This is a genomic window from Chryseobacterium sp. HNCC26DJ240, from assembly GCF_057180485.1.
On the sequence record NZ_JBXUGK010000003.1, the window covers coordinates 314,914 to 335,880 of the forward strand.

General features: G+C 35.3%; 20 protein-coding genes. 10 read left to right on the forward strand and 10 right to left on the reverse strand.

From position 1 onward, the window contains the following. Window positions 1-113: 113 nt before the first annotated feature. The 8 genes from AC2A1G_RS07605 to AC2A1G_RS07640 all read left to right on the forward strand — a co-directional run bounded on the left by AC2A1G_RS07605 (window position 114) and on the right by AC2A1G_RS07640 (window position 7,080). The gene (locus AC2A1G_RS07605) at window positions 114-809 is read left to right on the forward strand and encodes an NUDIX hydrolase (RefSeq protein WP_484046320.1); all 696 of its coding nucleotides are present in this window, start codon (window positions 114-116) and stop codon (window positions 807-809) included. 215 nt (window positions 810-1,024) lie between these two features. Continuing rightward, window positions 1,025-1,567, forward strand: coding sequence for an NADAR family protein (locus AC2A1G_RS07610; protein ID WP_484046321.1), 543 nt, complete (start codon window positions 1,025-1,027; stop codon window positions 1,565-1,567). 12 nt (window positions 1,568-1,579) lie between these two features. After that, window positions 1,580-1,993, forward strand: coding sequence for an ADP-ribosylation/crystallin J1 (locus AC2A1G_RS07615; RefSeq protein ID WP_484046322.1), 414 nt, complete (start codon window positions 1,580-1,582; stop codon window positions 1,991-1,993). Between the two features lie 61 nt (window positions 1,994-2,054). Continuing rightward, on the forward strand, window positions 2,055-2,630 hold the full coding sequence (locus tag AC2A1G_RS07620) for a DUF4291 domain-containing protein (protein ID WP_484046323.1): 576 nt from the start codon (window positions 2,055-2,057) through the stop codon (window positions 2,628-2,630). A gap of 5 nt (window positions 2,631-2,635) precedes the next feature. After that, window positions 2,636-3,145 (forward strand): O-acetyl-ADP-ribose deacetylase, encoded by a 510-nt coding sequence (locus AC2A1G_RS07625; protein WP_484046324.1) that lies wholly within the window; start codon window positions 2,636-2,638, stop codon window positions 3,143-3,145. 5 nt (window positions 3,146-3,150) lie between these two features. Next, window positions 3,151-5,130, forward strand: a complete 1,980-nt coding sequence (locus AC2A1G_RS07630) for a TonB-dependent receptor (protein WP_484046325.1) — start codon at window positions 3,151-3,153, stop codon at window positions 5,128-5,130. A gap of 1 nt (window position 5,131) precedes the next feature. Beyond that, entirely contained in the window at window positions 5,132-6,133 is a 1,002-nt protein-coding gene (locus AC2A1G_RS07635) for an AAA family ATPase (RefSeq protein WP_484046326.1), read from the forward strand. Continuing rightward, on the forward strand, window positions 6,130-7,080 hold the full coding sequence (locus tag AC2A1G_RS07640; RefSeq protein WP_484046327.1) for an ADP-ribosylglycohydrolase family protein: 951 nt from the start codon (window positions 6,130-6,132) through the stop codon (window positions 7,078-7,080). Before AC2A1G_RS07635 ends, AC2A1G_RS07640 begins: the two co-directional genes overlap by 4 nt. Here the strand turns inward: AC2A1G_RS07640 and AC2A1G_RS07645 are convergent. From AC2A1G_RS07645 to AC2A1G_RS07685, 9 genes are all read right to left on the reverse strand, one after another. Continuing rightward, complete coding sequence (locus AC2A1G_RS07645) at window positions 7,071-9,059, reverse strand: PAS domain-containing sensor histidine kinase (protein ID WP_484046328.1); 1,989 nt, start codon at window positions 9,057-9,059, stop codon at window positions 7,071-7,073. The two genes, AC2A1G_RS07640 and AC2A1G_RS07645, sit on opposite strands and share 10 nt — an antisense overlap. Before the next feature lie 119 nt (window positions 9,060-9,178). Further along, window positions 9,179-10,558 (reverse strand): tetratricopeptide repeat protein, encoded by a 1,380-nt coding sequence (locus AC2A1G_RS07650; RefSeq protein ID WP_484046329.1) that lies wholly within the window; start codon window positions 10,556-10,558, stop codon window positions 9,179-9,181. Window positions 10,559-10,620: 62 nt separating this feature from the next. Beyond that, entirely contained in the window at window positions 10,621-10,917 is a 297-nt protein-coding gene (locus tag AC2A1G_RS07655) for a type II toxin-antitoxin system RelE/ParE family toxin (RefSeq protein WP_484046330.1), read from the reverse strand. Then, window positions 10,914-11,132: a hypothetical protein gene (locus AC2A1G_RS07660; RefSeq protein WP_484046331.1), complete on the reverse strand. Its 219-nt coding sequence runs from the start codon at window positions 11,130-11,132 to the stop codon at window positions 10,914-10,916. The genes AC2A1G_RS07655 and AC2A1G_RS07660 overlap by 4 nt, the downstream gene beginning before the upstream one ends. Window positions 11,133-11,171: 39 nt before the next feature. Then, on the reverse strand, window positions 11,172-12,554 hold the full coding sequence (gene glmM, locus AC2A1G_RS07665; protein ID WP_484046332.1) for a phosphoglucosamine mutase: 1,383 nt from the start codon (window positions 12,552-12,554) through the stop codon (window positions 11,172-11,174). Between the two features lie 165 nt (window positions 12,555-12,719). Beyond that, a complete protein-coding gene (locus tag AC2A1G_RS07670; RefSeq protein ID WP_262150085.1) occupies window positions 12,720-12,872 on the reverse strand; it encodes a hypothetical protein in 153 nt (50 codons plus the stop codon). Then, window positions 12,873-14,888 carry a ferrous iron transport protein B gene (feoB, locus tag AC2A1G_RS07675; RefSeq protein WP_484046333.1) on the reverse strand — a complete coding sequence of 672 codons (2,016 nt, stop codon included), beginning with the start codon at window positions 14,886-14,888 and terminating at the stop codon, window positions 12,873-12,875. Next, complete coding sequence (locus AC2A1G_RS07680; protein ID WP_484046514.1) at window positions 14,889-15,143, reverse strand: FeoA family protein; 255 nt, start codon at window positions 15,141-15,143, stop codon at window positions 14,889-14,891. 128 nt (window positions 15,144-15,271) lie between these two features. Next, complete coding sequence (locus AC2A1G_RS07685; protein ID WP_484046334.1) at window positions 15,272-16,174, reverse strand: GLPGLI family protein; 903 nt, start codon at window positions 16,172-16,174, stop codon at window positions 15,272-15,274. Window positions 16,175-16,345: 171 nt separating this feature from the next. Here AC2A1G_RS07685 and AC2A1G_RS07690 point away from each other — a divergent pair, with 171 nt between their 5' ends. After that, entirely contained in the window at window positions 16,346-16,843 is a 498-nt protein-coding gene (locus AC2A1G_RS07690) for a DinB family protein (protein WP_484046335.1), read from the forward strand. 55 nt (window positions 16,844-16,898) lie between these two features. Here AC2A1G_RS07690 and AC2A1G_RS07695 read toward each other — a convergent pair whose 3' ends face one another. Continuing rightward, window positions 16,899-19,607 (reverse strand): peptidase associated/transthyretin-like domain-containing protein, encoded by a 2,709-nt coding sequence (locus tag AC2A1G_RS07695; RefSeq protein ID WP_484046336.1) that lies wholly within the window; start codon window positions 19,605-19,607, stop codon window positions 16,899-16,901. 455 nt (window positions 19,608-20,062) lie between these two features. Between AC2A1G_RS07695 and AC2A1G_RS07700 the strand changes: the two genes are divergently transcribed. Further along, window positions 20,063-20,947: a cupin-like domain-containing protein gene (locus tag AC2A1G_RS07700; RefSeq protein WP_484046337.1), complete on the forward strand. Its 885-nt coding sequence runs from the start codon at window positions 20,063-20,065 to the stop codon at window positions 20,945-20,947. The last annotated feature ends 20 nt before the right edge of the window (window positions 20,948-20,967 follow it).

Sequence of the window (20,967 nt, forward strand, 5' to 3'; positions counted from 1 at the left end):
TTTTAAGTTGATTATAAATTTAATAAAAAATAAGATTCGAAAAAAAATTATTTTAATCTTGAAATTAAGGTTTGTAATTGCTAATTTTGTGTATTCGTAACGCAAATTAAATTATGGATTCTCCAAAAAAGCTACAAGATATCAAAGTCGCTGTCGACGCCGTTATTTTCGGATATTTTGATAAAAAAGATTTACAGATTCTTTTAATTAAAAGAAATATTGAGCCATTTAAAGGAGGATGGGCTTTGCCTGGAGGTTTGGTTTTGGATGATGAAAATCTTGATGATGCTGTAAAAAGAGAATTGCAGGAGGAAGCTGGTATAAAGCCTGATTTTTTGGAACAACTCTACACTTTTGGGAATGTAGGTCGTGATCCGAGGAATCGTGTGGTTTCCGTGGCTTATTTAGGCTTGGTCAATCCTTCTTATCATGAGTTGTTTGCCGATTCTGATGCAGATGATGCACAATGGTTCAGTGTGAATGAACTTCCGAAAGTGGCTTTTGATCATCAAACCATTATTGACATTGCGTTAAAAAGACTTCGTGCAAAAATTCAATATCAGCCGATTGGTTTTAATCTTTTGAATGATGAGTTTGTGTTTTCTGAATTGGAGAATCTCTACAAAACCATTATCGGAAAGGAAATCGACAGACGAAATTTCAGGAAAAAAATCATGAGTTACGAACTTCTCAACGAAACTTCTCAGTATAAAAAAGAAGGCAGCGGAAGACCGGGAAAATTGTTTATATTCAATCAGGAAAAATATAAGCAATTGGAAGAGGAAGGTTTTTATTTCGAAATCAAATAAAGTTTTCTGCCACGAATGCACGAATTTTTAGCTTTAAAATCATTTTAAATCAAAATTATTCGTTCATTCGTGGCAATCTTTCAGCACAAAGAATAATCTTCAAAATATTTTTATTATTGATTATCAATCAATTAAATTATTAGCGTAAAATTAACGCAAATAAATTTGGAAGATAAAATCATATTCTTTTACATTTGTGTAATAATAACGCAATCATGAAATACACATTACAAAATACAATTATAAAATTTCAGCAAAACGAAAATCTCGATTTCCTTTTCTTTTGGGGACATACTGCTAAAGATCAAGTTACCAAATCTTGTTTTAGTCAATGGTTTCCGGGTGAATTTGAAGAAAACGGAACAATTTATCAAACGGCAGAACATTACATGATGGCTGGAAAAGCCAGACTTTTTAATGATAACGAAACCTTAATAGAGATTTTAAATTCAAATACTCCCAATCAGGTAAAAAACTTAGGACGAAAAGTCAAAAATTTTGACCCTCAAATCTGGGAAGAACATAAATGTGAAATTGTAAAAAAAGGTAATCTTTTGAAGTTTTCACAAAACGAAGAATTTAAAGAATTTTTACTTTCAACAAATGATAAAATATTAGTAGAAGCCAGCCCTTACGATACAATTTGGGGAATTGGAATGCTGGAAACTGATCCCAATGTTCAAAATCCGTCACTATGGAATGGCGAAAATCTTTTGGGATTTGCTTTGATGGAAGTGAGGGATGAATTAAGAAAATAAACATTAAAACAAATGAAAACAAAAACACTTTACAGACCTGTCGGAGAAAAAGAAATGCTTTTAATTATAGAGAGTAATTATAAAAGGTTTCCTCCAAGACTGGAATGGCAGCCGATTTTCTATCCTGTTTTAGATGAAAATTACGCCTCCGAAATTGCCGAAAAGTGGAATACAAGAGATCAAGCAGGAAATTATCTTGGTTTTGTAACGAAATTTGAAGTGTTGGAAGATGAAGTAAATAAATTTCCAACGCAAAATGTTGGCGCAAAAAATCATAATGAATTGTGGATTCCTGCGGAAGATTTAGAAAAATTCAATCAGGCAATTGTAGGAAATATTGAAGTGACAAAAGTTTTCATGGGAAAAGAGTTTAAAAAACCGGCAAATGATGAGGTAGAAAATCTGATTTTAAAATTAAAACAATGAAACTTAAACGAAAAAATATAAAGAACAACTACAAAACTGGCCTCAAAAAGGGCATCACATCATGGCTCAATATGATGATGAAAAAATAATTGTTTATCAGTCTTATCGAAGAGAAATTGGTGAATTTGCAGTTCAAAATCAATATTTAGGCGGAGCTTTCAGTTTGGAAAGAATGACATGGATTAAACCTAATTTTCTTTGGATGATGTACCGAAATGGATGGGGAACGAAAGAAGGACAGGAATATGTTTTGGCAGTTCATTTAAAAATTGATGCTTTTAAAAAGTACTTAGAAAATGCCGTTTATTCTTCTTACAACGAAAGATTAGAATTATCGAGAGAAGAATGGCAAAATCAGGTAAAAGCATCTTCTGCGAGATTGCAATGGGATCCGGATCATGATCCTTTCGGGAATAAATTGGAAAGAAGAGCAATACAAATCGGGTTGAGAAATAATCTCATCAAATCTTTTGCGCAGGAAGATATTATTTTAATCGAAAATATTTCAGATTTCGTGAAAGAACAATATCAGTTTATTTTAAATGATGATTTGGATAATTTGATGATTCCTGAAGAAAAACCATTAGTATTTGATGATGGTGATTTAAATCGGAAGTTGAGATTAAATAAAAACTAATTACAATGAAAATTGAATTAATAAAAGGCGATATCACTAAAATAAAAGCCGACGCAATCGTAAATGCTGCCAATTCATCCTTATTGGGCGGTGGTGGAGTTGATGGAGCCATTCACAGAGCAGGAGGAAAACAGATTTTAGATGAATGCATTGAAATTAGAAATAGACAGGGAAAATGTAAAACCGGTGAAGCTGTCGTGACAAAAGCCGGAAATCTTCCTGCAAAATATGTCATTCATACGGTTGGTTCGGTTTGGAATAATAATGAAGAAAAAAGCTCAGAATTATTGGCAAATTGCTATAAAAATTCTTTGAAATTGGCAGAAAGCCTCGATGTTAAAACCATAGCTTTTCCAAATATCAGCACGGGAGTTTATGGATTTCCGAAAGAATTGGCTGGAGAAATTGCAGTTCGTGAAGTTCAGAATTTCCAATCTGAAATCATTGAAAAAGTTGTTTTCGTTTGCTTTGATGATGAAAATGAAATGATTTATAAACGACTTTTAAATCTTTAAAAACCATGAAAAAAATACTACTTTTAGCAATACTTATCCCGTTTTCCAACGCTTTTTCTCAGGAAAAAGATTCGATTAGGAATATTCAGGAAGTTGTGATACAAAGTGAGGCGGGAAGATTGCAGGCGGTGAATTTTCACAATATCAATCCGGCTAAAAGTATTCAGAATGTAGGGAAGGAGCCTTCGTTTTTATTGTCAGAATCTGTTCCGTCGGTCACGGCTTATTCGGATACGGGTGGAAATAATGGCTATTCTTATTACAGAATTCGTGGGATTGATCAGACGAGAATCAATGTTTCGATGGATGGAGCGCCGATGAATGAGCCGGAAGATCAAGGTTCTTATTTTTCGAATTATCCGGATATTTTTAATTCTTTCGATAAAATTCAGATCCAGAAAGGAGTGGGTTTATCGAAGAACGGAACGGCGAGTTATGGCGGAAGTATTCAGTTATTTTCTCCTGATTTAAAGGAAAAAAATCTTGAATTTGGAGCCAATTATGGTTCATATAATTCGATGAGGTTGTACGGAAAATACACTTCAGGAATTAAAAATGATATGGGAATTCATGTGAGATTATCGGAAATTTATTCTGATGGTTACAAGTATAATTCCTCTAATCATGGACAGTCTGCGTTTATCAGCGGTGGAATTTTCAAAGATAAAAGTATCTGGAAATTCAATGCTTTGATGGGAAATCAGAGAAATCAACTGGCTTGGTTGGGTGTGACTCAGGAACAGATTGATAAAGATCCGCGAACGAATGGAAACAGAGATGAAAAAGACCGGTTTTTTCAGACGTTTTTTCAGGTTTTTAATCAGACGAAATTGAGCGAATCTTCTTCTCTTCAAAGCAGTATTCATTATACTTATCTGAATGGAAATTATGATTTTAACATGAATAATTTCATAGGATTGCCGGAAAATGGAGAAATTTACAATTATGCTTTTAATTCGAATTTCTTGGGATTTTATACCAATTTTCAGAATAAATTTAAAAAAGGAAAAGTTGTAGCTGGTCTTAACGGAAATTTATACAATAGAAATCACACAGGAAGCGAGCTTTCTTTGGGAGAACTATACAGAAACACAGGTTTTAAAAATGATGTGAGTGCTTTTGCTCAGGCTGAGTTTAAGTTTGGAAAGTGGCTTTTTTCCGGAGATTTGCAATATCGTTTTGCTAATTTTAAATACAAAGGCGATGTCGGAATGAATGATTTAGAATGGAATTTTTTAAATCCTAAATTTGGAATTAATTATCTGATTAACAATGAATCAAATGCATATTTCAGTTTGGGAAGAGTAGGAAGAGAACCGACCAGAAATGATATTTTTATGGGAAATGATAATTTGATGTTGGATGAAAATAATCAGTTGGCGCTTGGAACCGTTACGCCCGAATATGTGACTGATTATGAGTTAGGTTACCGTTTTAATAAAGAAAAAATAAAACTGGAATTCAATATCTTTTACATGGATTTTAAAGATGAAATTGTATTGAACGGAAACTTCGGACCCAACGGATTGGCACTGACTAATAAAGTGGATAAAAGTTACAGATTGGGAGCAGAAGTTTCATTCAATTATCAGATTAATGAGCATTGGAATTTGAAAAATAACTCGTCTTTTGTGTATTCAAGAATTAAAGAAGAAAATATTTCGTTTAGTCCGGTATTGACGCCGAAATTTATTGTCAATCAGGAAGTAAACTATAAAATAAAGAATCTTACGGTTAACGTGACTTCCAGATTTCAGGACAGTTCGTACATGGATTTTTCAAACACGGCAAAACTTCCGTCTTATGTAATTTTCAATTCCGGAGTTTTGTATGATTGGAATAATTGGCAAATCGGATTTTTTGTGAATAATATAACGAACAAACGGTATTATAACTACGGTTACACAGAAGCAGATGGCACAGGAAAATATTTTATTCAGATGCCGAGAAATTTTATGGCTTCTTTAAAATTTAAAGTCTTTTAAAATGAAGGGTTTTGTATTTGGAAAGTTTTATCCGTTTCATATCGGTCATCAGAAGATGATCGAATTCGCCCTTGAAAAAGGAAGTGTAACGGTTTTGGTATGCGCAGAAGAAAAGGAAAAAATAGACGGAAATATCAGAAAAGAATGGATTAAGGAAACTTTTAAAGACAATAAAAACTTAAAGGTTAAGGTTTTTAAATACAATGAAAATGATTTCCCGAATACTTCTGTTTCAGACTGGGATATTTCTAAAAAGTGGAGTGAAGTTTTCAGAGAATATTTTAAAGAGGAAGAGTTTCTCGTGACTTCCGAAGAATACGGAGAAATGCTTTCTATGATTATGAATATCGACCATTTTATGTTTGATGAAAACAGGGAAAGTATTAAGATTTCAGCTTCAGAAATTCGTGAAAATTTGTTTGAAAACTGGAATTATCTTCCGCTGTCGGTTCAAAAATATTTTGCTTTAAAAGTTGTTTTTCTTGGCACAGAATCAACAGGAAAAACGTTTTTGACCAATACATTATCCGAAGTTTTTAAATCAAATAAAGTTTCGGAAGCTGGAAGAGATTTAATTCAGAATTCAAAAGAATTTCAATTTGAAGATTTGGACAAAGTGCTTTCCGAACACGCCAATCGGATTGAAAATGTGGATGTTTCAAAAAGTTTTTTAACGCTGATTGACACCGATTGCCACATCACAAAATCGTATTCTGAATTTATTTTTGATAAAAAACTGGTTGTTTCGGATGAAATCTTGAATACAAACAAAGCCAATCTCTATCTTTATTTAACCAAGGATGCAGAGTACATTCAGGACGGAACGAGGCTTGAAATCGATGAAAGGAATCGATTGGATGAAATCCATCGGAAAATTTTAAAAGAAAGTGGAATTGTGTTTCAGGAAATTTCTGGGAGTTGGAAAGAAAGGGAGGAGTGGGCTTCAAAATATATTCAAAAACTGATCGATGAGAGAAGTCAAATTTTAAATTTAAATCAATGAAAAACAGTATAAAATCAGGGATTTTCGGAGTTTGTATTGGCGATGCTTTGGGCGTTCCGGTGGAATTTAATAAAAGAGAAAATTTGAGGAGTTTTCCCGTTGAAAATATGCGGGAATTCGGATCTTGGAAGCAGCCAAAAGGAACTTGGAGCGATGATAGTTCATTAACACTTTGCTTAGCAGAACAGTTATCTAAAGGTTATGATTTGGAAAAGATTGGAGAAAGCTTTGTGAAATGGGTAAAATATGGGCATTGGACTGCTCACGGAAAACTCTTCGATATCGGTGGAACAACGAGACATTCAATTGCAAGATTAATTAAAGGCGAAAGTGCAAGATTTTCAGGAAATATTTTTGAAGAAGACAATGGGAATGGTTCATTGATGAGGATTCTGCCTTTGGCATTTTATCTTAGAGATGAAGAAGATATTGAGATATTGTATCAGACCGTAAAGGAAGTTTCGTCTATTACTCACGGACATTTTCGTTCTGTTTTTGCATGTTTTATCTATGTGATTTTTGCGATTGAATTGATAAAGGGAAGAGATAAAAAAGAAGCGTACAATTATGTCCAAAAGACAGCTTTGAAATTTGCACAAATTCAAGGTTTTAACCCAAAAGAAGTCCAGCTCTTTGGAAGAATTTTGATAAATGATATTTCAAAGTATAATGAACAGGAAATAGGTTCTTCAGGCTACGTTCTTGCGAGTTTGGAAGCTTCTCTTTGGTGTTTCCTCACTACTGAAAGTTATTCTGAAGCAGTATTGAAAGCAGTCAATTTGGGAGATGATACCGACACAACGGGAGCAATCACTGGTGGAATCGCTGGAATTTATTATGGTTTTGAAAATATTCCTGAAGAATGGGTTTCTGATTTGGTAAGAAAAGATGATATTGAAAGTCTTTGTACTAAATTAGAAAAAAAGCTGTTCCCAAATCACGAATGATCACCAACAGGTAAAATGACCGAGAATGTCGTACCATCATCTTTAAAGCTCTGAACCTGAATCTTCCCATTATGAAGCTCAATAATTTCTTTGCAAAGATAAAGTCCGATGCCGAATCCTGCGATTGATCTGCTGTTTTCATCCTTTACGCGGTAGTAACGGTCAAATATTCGGTGCTGATCTGCTTCAGGAATTCCTATGCCATGATCTGTCACGGTAATTTTCAATTCGTTATCACCAAAATCTGAATATTCTATAATAATTGGGCTGCCAGCAGGCGAGTATTTCACTGCATTTCCGATGAGATTGTGCAGTACCTGTGATATTTTTCCGCGGTCTGCAAGTATTAATTTCTCACCCGAGTGTTTAAAAACAAAATTGCGGCTGAGGGTAGTGGAAAGCACTTCATCTTTAATTTCAGCAAATAATAATTCGAAATCAAAGACGGTTTTTTCAATGTGCATCTGTGCGGAATCCAGTCTGGACACATTCAGGAATCCATTGATCATACCGTTCATATAATCTACCTGCTTCAGAGATTTTTCAAGCATATTCTGCTGTCTGGAATTATCTTCATTAGTTCCAATACGTTGCATCATCTGAAGGTAGGCTTTTAAAGAAGTAAGAGGTGTTTTAAGCTCATGACTTACCATTCCCATAAAATCATCTTTTCGCTGCTCTTCCTTTTTTTGTTCTGTAATATCTCTTAAAGTACCGTTAAGGCTCAAAGGATTGCCTTCTGTATCAAAGAAAACGCTGCCATTTGCCTGCAAAAGCCTTACTTTTTGATCTGTTTTATTCTGAATTTTATATTCGATAAAATAATGACCGTCCGAATTTTTATCAAGCGAATTGGTAATCGCTTCAGTTACACGGTCACGGTCTTCAGAAACAATAACATCTAATGCCACAGAAAGGTCTATATTTTCTTCCGAAGACAAACCAAACCAGGTTTTAAGCAAATTATTTCCTGAAAAAAGATTTGTCGCCGGCTGGTAATAGAACGTTGCCAGCTCGCCAGCATCAATGGCAAGTGCCAGCATCTGCTGATCATTTTCATTTTTGCGCCGCTCCAAAACCTGTTGGGTAATCTCTTCAAGAATTACAAGAACGCCTGAAACTTCGCCACGGTCAGAAAAAATAGGTTGATATATTGAATTTACGATCGCATCTCTCAGTGCATCGTCTTTTTGGTATAATTTAACTGAAAATTCAGTATTAATTCTGGGTTTTCCACTGTGGTAGACTTCGCTAAGCCAATTATTTACAAACTGGTCACGTATTTCTGGGCGGGCTTCCTCATGAGGACGACCTATAACCTCGGCTTCTGCCCGTCCCCAAATCTGAAGAATGGCAGGATTGGCGATTTCAATAACGTGGTCACCTCCTTTAAGCATCGCAATTCCCACTGGAGCCTGCTCAATAATGGTGCGGATGTACTCCCTGCTTTCTGCAAGCTGCCTTATTGACAGGCTTAATTCTTCATTGGTTGAGGTCAGTTCCTCGAGCGTTGCTGCCATTTCCTCATTCAATGCATGTTCTCTTTCTTCTTTCTCTTTGATTTGCTGCAAAAATTCACGACGGGAAGTTACTTCAAGAGCCGTGTTGAGTATACACCATGTTTTACCGTCTTCATCTGTAAGTGCTTTATATTCGTAATCGAAATAATCAAGTTTTTCTTTTCCGTTTTTAATCAGTTTTGCAGGAGCTTCGTAAACAGAATATGTTTCGCCGGAGCGCCAAACCTCCTGTAAGAGTTTTAAGAAAGGCTGCCCTTCAAGTTCAGGAATGGCTTCCATCAGCGTTTTGCCTATCACAGAAGAATCTTTACCCCACAAATCAAGCATTCCCGCATTTGCAAAACGGATTACGATATTTTCTCCTGAATAAATAGCTGTTGGTGCAGGCGAAGAAGCCAGTGCCTGAATAATTAAATTCTGGCTGAAACTTTTATCTGATGTTGATTCCTGATTAAACATAAATGTAACAAATATAGATAAAGTCTTTTTATTACGATTAAATTATGGTATATGGATTTAAAAGAAAACGGATTTATTTAAAGTTAAATAAATCCGTTTTTATTGTATTGAAAAATGGTTTAATTTTTCTTTCTGACCTTTGATTTTACTTTTTTTACCTCGTCTTTAATGAACGGATATTTCTTCTGCATATCAGAAGCCAGAGTAGGGTCAAGTTCCAAGGCACTTTGCAGTGCTTCTGTGCCTTTTGTCTGCTCTCTCAGGTTAAACCAGCAATTGCTGAGCTGGTAATACAATTCTGCTCTGTTGTGCGATTTTAAAGCTGATTTTAAGACTGTAACGGCTTCTTCATATTCGCCAACAAGCATCAGAACTTCACTGTAGGCATACCAATTGTAAAAACGTGATGGCTCTGTGTCTACCAACTTTTTCAGACAGGTTAAACTTTCTTCAAATCTTCCCGATTCAATGAAAAGAAAAGCAAGTCTCTTCTGATAATCAAGATTATTTTCATTCAGATGAGTAGCCTCTTTTGCAAAATGCAGAGATTCTGCCATCGCACCCATTTCTTCGTATAAATAAGACTGCTCCATCATCGAAAGATAAAACTGAGGGTCTTCTCTTAATGATTTCTGGAAATAAGTCAGAGCTACAAAAAGTTGCTTCTGAGCTTTAAAACATAGTCCGATTTTATAAAAAGTAAATGCTTTGGTATATTCCAGTTCCAGCATTTCTTCATAGACTTCGATGGCTTTGTCAAACTGCTTCAACGCTTCATAACAAGCAGCTTTGCTTGCATAAACACCTACCGCATTTGAATTGATTGCCAAAAGATAATCAAACCCACGGATGGCTTCTTCGTAATTTTTTCTGTTGAAATAAAACTGTCCATATTCGCTCCACGCCACTTCAGAGAAGGCAAAATCATCCAGATATGAATTCAGAAAAGCAATGGCGTCATCACTTTTGTTGAGTTCATTGAAACAAATCATAATATTTTCTAATGAATATTCGTCTGTAGGATCATCTTTCAGAGCCTGCTGGTAATGTTTCAGCGCATTGAAAGGATCTCCGAGATTCATATATTCGTCTGCAATAAAATTGTTGAGGAAGTTTTCTTCTTCGCCCAATTCCAATGCCTGTTTACAAATATCGATAGACCTTTTCGGATTCCCAAGGTTAGAATAAAATTTTGCGTAGCACACCAAAAAGTCGGTGTTTTCCATTGATGCGCCTTTCAGCTCATCAATAAGTTCTTTTGCAGAATTGTAATCTTCCCATTCGAGTAAAACTTCGAGTCTTTTTATTTTTATTTCCAAAGAATTTGGATGAAGCTTCAGACCGTAATTTACTGCAATATCAGCGTAATTAAAGTCTCCAAGCTCGAGGTAGTAAACGATAATATCTTCCAACTCTTCTGTATCGAAGTAGAATTCATCATTGCTCTCCACCATTTCTTCGAACTTTTTTACAAGTTCATTTTCAAAATATTCTTCCAATATAGTATCTCGCCGTTATTTTCAAAGCTCAAAATTGTTTTATAAACTTCGAAAAAACTTTTTTAATTAAATATATTTTTCCTTGGGTTTTGTCTGTTATCAAAAAATGAAATTATTTTAATTTCTGATGGTAAAATTTGATAAGTTAGAGAGAAGTTCTCTAAAATCAAAACCCGTCTTAAATTTTTACGGTTGCTCTTTAGCCCGATCTTATTTTGATCCCGTAAAATGTTGATTATTCTTAAAGTTTCATCTAAAACTTTTTCCGAATAAATATTTGAATGATTGTGCTCAACCCAATATTGATAAATATTATCAAAATCATTTCTTGCACGTTTTGTCCATACTATTTTAGTCATTTTCCATAAGACTTTAAAAAATCTTCATGAGAAACAACTAAATCCTTTTCAGCTTCTTCTAACCCTACTTCTATTGATTCTTTTTCAACAGCTGAAATTTCATTCCACCAATCTTCGTCGTTGATTTCTTCAACGAAATCAATTTCCTCTGCTTTAAGAATCGCCTTTATTTTAGCGAGTTCCTTTTCGTTTTTAGGATTAATGGTAATTGTCATTGTACTGTTTTTCTATATTAAAAGTACAAAAATTCTGATTTAAATCAAACTTTTTATCTTTTCAATCATTTTGTCTCCTAGCTCGTCGGCTTCTTCCTGTGAAAACGCTTCTGTGTAAATTCTGATAATAGGTTCAGTATTCGATTTTCTAAGGTGAACCCAGTTCTTTTCAAAATCTATTTTTACACCGTCAACGGTAGAGACTTCTTCATTTTGATACTCTTTTTCCATTTTAGTTAAAATAGCATCTACATCAATTTCCGGTGTAAGCTCAATTTTCTTCTTTCCCATGAAGTATGCAGGGTAGCCCGCTCTCAGTTCAGAAACTGTTTTGTTCTCTTTTGCCAAATGAGTCAGGAACAAAGCAACTCCTACCAAAGAATCTCTTCCGTAATGCAATTCCGGATAAATAATTCCACCGTTTCCTTCACCACCGATAACGGCGTTTTTCTCTTTCATCAGATTTACCACATTCACTTCTCCTACAGCACTTGCAAAGTATTCTGAATTGTGTGTTTTTGCTACATCTCTCAGAGCACGGCTTGAGGAAAGGTTTGAGATAGCCACTCCGTTTTTATTCTTTAAAAGATAATCTGCTACGGCAACCAAAGTGTATTCTTCTCCGAACATTTCACCTTTCTCGTCAATCAAAGCCAGCCTGTCAACATCTGGATCTACAACAATTCCTACATCTGCTTTCTCTTTAATCACCAACTCACAAATATCTCCTAAATGCTCTTTCAAAGGTTCAGGATTGTGAGGGAAATGACCCGTTGGGTCGCAATACAATTTAACAGTTTCGCAACCTAATTTTTCTAATAGCATAGGAATTGCAATTCCACCGGTAGAATTCACGGCATCTAAAACAACCTTATATTTTTTAGCTTTAATGGCTTCCACATCTACCATTGGCAAATCTAAAATCTGCTGAATGTGAATGTCAAACGCATCGTCTCTCGTTTCATATTTTCCTAAATCATCGACTTCTGCGTAATTGAAATCTTCGTCTTCCGCCAATTTTAAAACTTCAGCACCATTTTCTCCGCTGATGAATTCTCCTTTTTCATTTAAAAGTTTTAGGGCATTCCACTGTTTTGGATTGTGAGAAGCTGTCAGGATAATTCCACCGTCAGCATTCAATTCCGGAACCATAATTTCAACAGTTGGAGTCGTTGAAAGTCCGAGGTCAATCACATTGATGCCTAAGCCTTGTAAGGTTGCAGTAACCAGTGAATTAACCATTAATCCCGAAATTCTTGCATCACGACCGATGATTAAGGTTAAATCTTTTTTATTTTTATTATTCTGAAGCCAAGTTCCGAATGCTGATGCAAATTTTACAATGTCCAGCGGAGTAAGGTTATCATTTACTTTACCACCGATGGTTCCTCGGATTCCTGAGATTGATTTTATTAATGACATTTTTGTTTTATATTTTAAATTTCTTTTACCATCACCAATATTGATAATGTAGAGTTGAATAAACAGAATTTAAAAATTTTGATACTATTTATAAAACTTTTGCAAAAATACGAATAAAAGAAAGATTGTTTAATGAAATATACTTAACGTTAGTAAGTTGTTGGCTTATGAACACCCACAATCCTTATCACATCCACCACCACCAGATTTAAATTTTTTGGTACTGAAATTTTTCCTGAAAACTTTATACAGAGAATATCCTGCAAAAGCCACAAGCAAAAAAACGATGACGTACTGAAGAATTAGTGAGATATCCATTTACTGTAAGATTTGATATGCGATAAGCGACACAAAATATGCCAAACCGGTCATCATTGCCAATTGAAAACCAGTCCATTTCCAGCTTTTTGTTTCTTTATAAACGATGGCAACAGTTGAAGCGCATTGCATGGCGAAAGCGTAAAAAAGCAATACTGAGATTCCGGTAGCAAAACTGAAAACTTTGCTGCCGTCAGGTTTTACATCGTTTCTCATTTTGTCGATTACTTTTCCTTCAGGAGCGTCGTCATCCAGACTGTAAAGAGTAGACATGGTTCCCACAAAAACTTCTCTTGCTACAAAACTCGTCAGAATTCCAACACCCATTTTCCAGTCATAACCGAGTGGAGCAATGGCGGGTTCGATGGCTCTTCCCATTCTTGCAAGATAGGAATGATCTAATTCTACATCGGTTGCCACAATTTCGTTTTCATTCAGTTTCGGACCAAAATAGCTTAAAACCCAAATAATGATACTCACTACAAAAATAATTTTTCCGGCTCCGGTGATGAATTCCCACACTTTTCCTAAAACAAGTTTAAAATCATACCAGAAAAGGGGTTTTTTATAAGTCGGAAGATCCATCACGAGATAGGATTTACCTTTTTCTCTGATGAAATATTTCAGGATAAAAGCAGAAAGGAGAGCGACAAAAAAGCCTAAAAGATACATCGCCAGAAGGACCAGAGCTTTATATGAAATTCCAAAGAAATTGCCGTCTGAAATAATCAAACCGATCATAATGCTGTACACCGGTAGCCTTGCCGAACACGTCATAAAAGGCGTCACCAAAATCGTAAGCAATCTTTCTCTTAGATTTTCAATATTTCTTGTGGACATCACTGCCGGAATTGCGCAAGCCGTTCCAGAAACCAGCGGAACAATACTTTTTCCGTTTAAACCAAAAGGTCGCAGAAATCTGTCCATTAAAAACACAACTCTCGCCATATATCCTGAGTCTTCGAGAATATAAAGAAAGAACAGTAAAATCCCAATTTGTGGGGCAAAAATCACGATGCCGCCGACACCGGGAATGATTCCGTTTGAAATTAAAGAATTCAGAGGGCCTTCCGGCAGATGCTCGCCTGAAAAACCGGACATCCATGCAAACAATTCATCGATCCAGTTCATTGGATACTCTGCAAGGAAGAAAACACACTGGAAAATGATTAGTAAAACAAAGAGAAATACGATGTAACCCCAGAATTTATGAACTAAAACTTTGTCTAATTTCTCGGTCAGAAGTTCTTTGGCATTTTGCTTTTTGGTAATAATTCCCTGAAGCATTTTGTCGGCAAATTGATACCTTCTTACCGTTTCCTGTACCTGTATTCTTTTCGGGTTTACTGATTTTAAACCTAAATTTTCTTCAACAGATTTTCTTTCATCTGAACTGAGCGAAATACTCAGCCATGCTCTGTAATTATTTTCTGAATTTGTATGGGAAACTATTTTTTCAACTAAATTTTTATGCTCAGCAGGGATTTCGAAATAAGAAACCTCAGATTTTTTAAACTCATTTTTCAGAATCGATTCTTTCAGCTCTTCAATTCCCGTTTGTTCTTTGGCGTTGGTTTGGATAATTCTTAAACCTAAAGTTTCTTCAAGTTTTTTTACATCAATGTCTACGCCTCTTCTTTTAGCCTGATCCACCTGATTGAGAACCACAATCATTGGCAAACCTGCATCCAGAATTTGTTGCAATAAAAGCATTCCTCTTTTGATACTTAATGCTTCAAGAATGTAAATAACTCCGGCATATTCTTTTTTGTCGAGAAGAACTTTGGAAAAAACGGCTTCATCCTCCGAACTTGGGTAAATACTGTATGATCCCGGAAGATCAGTAATTTTCACCTCTTCATTTTTATAGGTATAATTTCCGGAATGGCTGGAAACAGTTACTCCGGCGTAGTTTCCGGTTTTTTGGGTAGTATTGCAAAGTGCATTGAAAAGAGTAGACTTTCCCACGTTGGGATTTCCCACCAAAAGCACCTGTTTTTCTTGATTTTCCTGCATTTAGATCGATTCTTCAACAATAATAAAATCTCCTTCTTCTTCTCTTAGGGCAATCCGGCTTTTTTCTTCCCCAAATTCCACATAAATCGGCCCGTTGAAAGGTGCCTGATAAAGAATTGTAAAGGATGTTTCAGGAAGCAGACCCATTTCAATGATTTTTGTAGGCATGATGAGATGCTCATTGTCATAACCTTTTATAATTCCCTTTTTGTTTTTCGGGAAGTGACTCAGTTTCTGTGGATCTTTCTGTTTCAAAGCTGAAAATTTGTCGTGCAAATATAGGTTATTTAAATTTAATCTAAATTGGAACCCTTTAAAAAACAGACCCAAACACATTGCTGTATCTGGGTTTGCTTTAATATAGTTAAGTTAAATATGAATGTTTATTTTTTCTTTTTAGACTTAGCTGTAGTATCTGAAATTTCTATTGAATTATTATTTTCAGCAAGGTGTTTTTTCAATCGGTCTTCTGTATCACGCATCATTTGAGAAATAGAAGTTCCGTCTGGCATTTTTGCATCTGCCGGAATTTGTGAAAGCTGTGATCTGATGCTTCCAAATGGATCTTTTTTATAAGCTGTGTACATTTGATCAAATTTCTCTCTGTTTACTTGAAGACTTTTAGTTCCTTGACCAAACTGTTTCATAAACTTTTCTGCATAACTTTCCTCAACGTAATTTTGAATTTTTTTGTTACCTTTTACTTCCCAAGAGTAATTTTTGGCATCATCCTCCACTTTTACAATTAAACCAGGTAAACCGCTGAATTTGTATGGTCCGTCCTGAAAAGGAAGATCTGTTGTAAACCATGCAATCCAATTTCTACCACCGTAAGTTGTGGTCGCTTTTTGTGCGTTGTATTCTCCAATCTTTGCTTTTTCACCTGAGATTTTCCAGTTAAATACTACAGCTTCTTTGTAATTTACTTTATCCTGCAGGATATACTCTGCATAAGATGTTTCAACAATAGGATATGTTTTTGTAATGATATGCGAGAATTTTGGCTGTTTTAAAGTTTTTGAAAGATCTTTATAGACACCGGCTTTCTGCATAGCTTCAACTTCCATTTTCAAGATAGAATCCTGAGATACTGCCAGATAATCTCTGTAGACAGATTTATCTTTTGTGATGTCTAGAATCATCATTTCTTTCTTCTTGTTTTGTAAAGAATCTTTGTTTGATGCATAAGTTAGCTCGTAAAAAAATCTATTGGCAGTTTCGTTGGATTCCTGAGCGTTAGCAAATACTGCAGTTGCGATTAAAAATATTGAAAGTAGTTTTTTCATTTTAAAAGTAAATGTTTCTCTATTAGTTTGAAGTAGAGGTAAAATGTTACAGAATTTTTAAACTTAATTTTAAACATGATTAAAAATTAAGCATTTATTATGTTGGAAATCAATGATTCAGATAGCATAATTTTTGATGTCAGAAAAGGAACATCACAAAATTAAATTTATATGGATACGCTGAAACAATTGAGAGAAGAGCTTACACAAGAGTACAAAACGACAAAGGAGTTTTTTGAAATTTATCCCGAAGACAAAGGAGAATACAGGCCACACGAAAAAAGCATGGCGATGAATCATCTCGTGACGCACATCGCAGAAATTTTTGGTTGGGCGGGCTTTATGCTCAATTCTTCTGAACTTGATTTTTCTGACAGCTCGATGCAACCAAAATTACTTACTACAAGACAGGAAATTTTGGAGACCTTTGAAAACAATTACAGGCAAAGCATAAAAGCATTGGAAAGTGCCACAGAAGACGACCTACTTCCGTATTGGGCTTTGAAAGCTGACGGACACGAACTGGCAAAATGGACGAAATACGCAGCCATCCGCCACAGTTTAGATCAAATCACCCATCACAGAGCGCAGCTTGGGGTGTACTATCGTTTAAATGATATTGAACTCCCAGGAAGTTATGGACCAACTGCCGACAACGAAAATTTTTAAGATTAAAAATCAAAGTAAAAAAATAACCCTCTCAAATTTTAAAGGGTTATTTTGATTATTTAAAGTTGAATTTCACAGTAAACATGAATTGGCTTGGTCTGAGCTGAATTCTGGTGTAAGTTAATGAATTCAGTGTTCCATTAAGATCATACGTTTCAAAAACTTTTCTGTTGCTGATGTTCATCCATTTTAGTTCAAAATCGATTTTCTTTTTCGACCATGTGAACTGATAAGAAACATCAAAGAAAGGGTTTCTGTAAGTAGTGTCGTTATTTGTTGTATTCAACTGATCCCAAGAGAAACCAATCGTGTGATTTTCCAGAGGATAGAAGAATGTTGCCAAATTATGATTGTATCCTTTGTTAATCCCCAAAGTACCAGTACGGCCTTCCTGTTTTGTACGGGAAAGACTCATATTGAAGTCTACACTCATCCAGCTGAAATACGTATTGTTTAGTTTAAAACCATAAGACTGGCTGTTGTTTTTATTTTTAAATCTTACTTCGTCTAAGAATGCATCCGAAAGTGAAGTTGTATTTCTATAGTTTACTGAAGCGTTTGTTTTAAATGAGGGGAAATATTTTCCAACTTCTGCACTTAGTCTGTTGCTTTTAGAGTGATTCTCAATGTCCAGATACTGCATCAATGTAAAACCTGTATTTGGATCAAGTAACGGAGCAGAAAGTAGATTTCTTTTGCTATCAGAATAAGAATAATTTACATTAAAAAATAAATTATTCAATGGATTTCTATATTCAAGTCTTGAGCCTAAAGCAGAAGTTGTGGTTTGTGGAATTGGGTTGTTGGCATCCATCACATTAAATCCGTTTGGTGAAAGCAACATGTAGCCTGCATACGCTGTCTGAATATCACCGAAATTATTGCTCACATTGGCATTCACACTGGCTTTCCAAAATGACGCAAAAGTATATTGTGCAAATAAATTTGGCGTAAATGTGGTTCTGTTCAAATCTTTTGAAACTCCTCTCACATCATCTTCAGCCTTGATGCTGGTGAAGTTTACCGGTAGATTGGCAAAAACATTCCATACATCTGTTTTGTAGTTGATACCTAGTGATGCATTTGGGTTTATTTCTGTAAATTTCAGATTGTTTTCGTACGCTGGACCATTAAAATTAGGTGTTCCTGAAAGGGCAATACCGTTAAAATCTGTATCTAATCTATCATTTGAAAAATCAAATCCTACCGATGGAGTGAATGTCCATCCCTTTTTAGTAAAACTGATATTGGCAGAATGTGAAGTGTCTAAAGTTTTTAGTCTGAAATTCTGCTGTGCAACGGTATTTGGCAGAAAAGAAATCGTTCCAACCGGTGCATCTTCGTTTTCTTTAAACGGAATAAGAAGATAATTCGCAGGACTGACTTTAAGCATTTGTCTGTCATCCTGATAACTAATGTACGATCTTAAATTCACCATTTTCTCTTTCCACGGAATAATTGTACTTAATGAGTTTTGGAAATTTGAGGTCGGAGACTCAACTGCCTGTCCTGCAGATCGTCCTTCTCTTACAGCAAAAGCACGGTCTGCATTCCAGAACTGGCTAAAGCTGGTTGAGTTTTTAAAGAAACCTTTCTTGGCATTTTTGGTAAATAATATTTCTCCTCTTACTTTATCGGTGAAAAAGTCATTGCGGGTGCTGTTTATTACCTTGCTTCCTGCTAAAGCTCCAGTCTGATAAGTGGTTTCTCTATAATCTTCTCTTTCAACCGCATTGTTGGTATAGTTGGCAATCGCTTTCAATTCCCATTGTTTTGCTTTGTCGATATTAGTTAAATAGTTTGCTGAGGCATAATGAACATTATTAAACAAATATCTTTTAACAGGTGTACTTGGCGTTCCGGAGGTTTCTACATTGAGCCAGTCATTTTGAGAAACATTTCCTCTTCTTCCTTCCCACGGGTTGTAGCTTCCGAGAATATTTCCTTCATTTTCAACCTGATCTCCTACATTGTTGGTTTTATAATTAACGACCCACTGGCTGGTTTTGCTGAAAAACATCGGGGTCATTTTTACATTCCACAAAAGCGGATCTGCACCAATTCCCACTTCTCCACGACCTGTCATGGTAACAGATTTCTTCAGTTTGATGTTGATGGCTGCTGCATCGGATGGTATTTTTCCCTGAAGCATTTTTACCGGCTGGTGGTTTTCCAAAACTTCAAGTTTTGCGATAGCATCTTTAGGTAAAGAATTGGTAATTGTTCCGTACCCGCCTTCCATGAGGTCTTTTCCTTCTACGTAAAATTTGTTGATGGCATTTCCTTGGTAAAGCACCGTTCCGTCTGCATTAACCTCAATTCCAGGGATTTTTTTCATCACGTCTGCCAAAGTACGGTCGCTTTTGCTGTCGAATGCTTTCAGATCGTAAGCAATGGTGTCGCCTCTTGCGGTAATCAGTTTGGTTTTCAGCTGAACTTCTTTGATTTCTGTAGCTTCAGACTGCATTTTGAAATTCAGATTCTGATCTGTATTGCTGATTTGCTTTGTAATTGGTTTTTGGTTAAAACCTTTCACTTTAAGGTCTACATTGCTCTCGGATGAGGTAAATGTAATTTTGTATTCCCCTTTAGAATTGGTAATTCCGTATGCCAGAATGGCGTCTTTACCGGGTTCTTCTACAGTTACACTGGCACTTGGGATGCCAATGCCGTCATCATCAGTAATTTTTCCTGAAATGGTCTTCTGCGAAAATAGCATCGCCGAGCAGAACATCAGAACAAAGAGGAAAAAATTTTGTCTCATATCAAGTTATTTATTTTTTAAGTCTTAAAACCGTTTTTCAACCCCTAAAAGTTGGGATTAAAATATTTCCGGAATTTATTATTTGAACTATTAGTTTATAAGAAACTGTTTTTGTTACTCACAATAGAGATATAATTTTTGTGGAATAGTTAAATTACTCTTGGTAAGTGAAACGAAAAGAATCTAATAATCGCATGTTGAATTCACTAATTATTGATAAAATTACAAGAATCAAACTCTTTTGAGCATAGTTGAATATCAATATTATTTACAATTAAAATTTATTTTTCTGATATCTTGTTGAAAAATGAAATACAATTTTCAGATTTAAAAAAGAAAAAAATATATTTTTACCCATTCTAAATAAATGTGATGAACATCATAGATTAAAAAAATCTTTATTTCGTGTGCATAACCTTTTATTTAATAATTTTGTAACATTAATTTTTTTAAAAATGGGAGTTATCTTAAAGCCGATTGATGTTGTAGACGATATTACTCAGGAAGATTTTATTGAAAAATATCTAAAACCGAGAAAACCGGTAGTCATCAAAAATATGGCAAGAAAATGGCCGGCTTACCAAAAATGGACGATGGATTATGTGAAGGAGGCAGTAGGCGACGTGGAAGTTCCATTATATGATTCAAAAAAAGCAGATCCTGCAGCACCGATTAATACGCCAACTACCAAAATGAAGTTTGCAGATTATATCGATTTAATTCAAAGAGAACCTACGGATCTCAGAATTTTCTTTTTCGATCCTATCAAGCAGGCAAAAAAACTCCTGGAAGATTATATTCCGCCAAAAGAATTAATGGGAGGTTTTCTTGATAAATATCCGGGAATGTTTTTCGGGGGAAAAGGTTCTGTTACATTTTTACATTACGATATCGATTTAGCACATATTTTCCACACGCATTTCAACGGTAGAAAGCACGTGATGCTTTTTGAAAACAAATGGAAAAAAAGGCTGTATCAGCTTCCTTACGCAACCTATGCTTTAGAAGATTATGATATTGCCAATCCGGATTTTGAAAAATTCCCAGCGTTGGATGGAGTAGAAGGTATTGAGTGTTTTCTGGAACACGGCGACACTTTGTTTATGCCGACAGGTTGGTGGCACTGGATGAAATATCTCGACGGAAGTTTCTCAATTTCACTCAGAGCATGGGATAAATCATGGGCAGTTAAAGCACAGTCTTTGTGGAATCTTACGGTTCAGAGAAAATTTGATGACATCATGAAGAAGAATTTCAAAAAGAAATACATGGACTGGAAAGAGCGAAAAGCCATTGTGAGAGCTGAGTTAGCCTTAAAAAAAGGTTTACCTAAAAGATAAATATAAAGACGTTTCTGCTG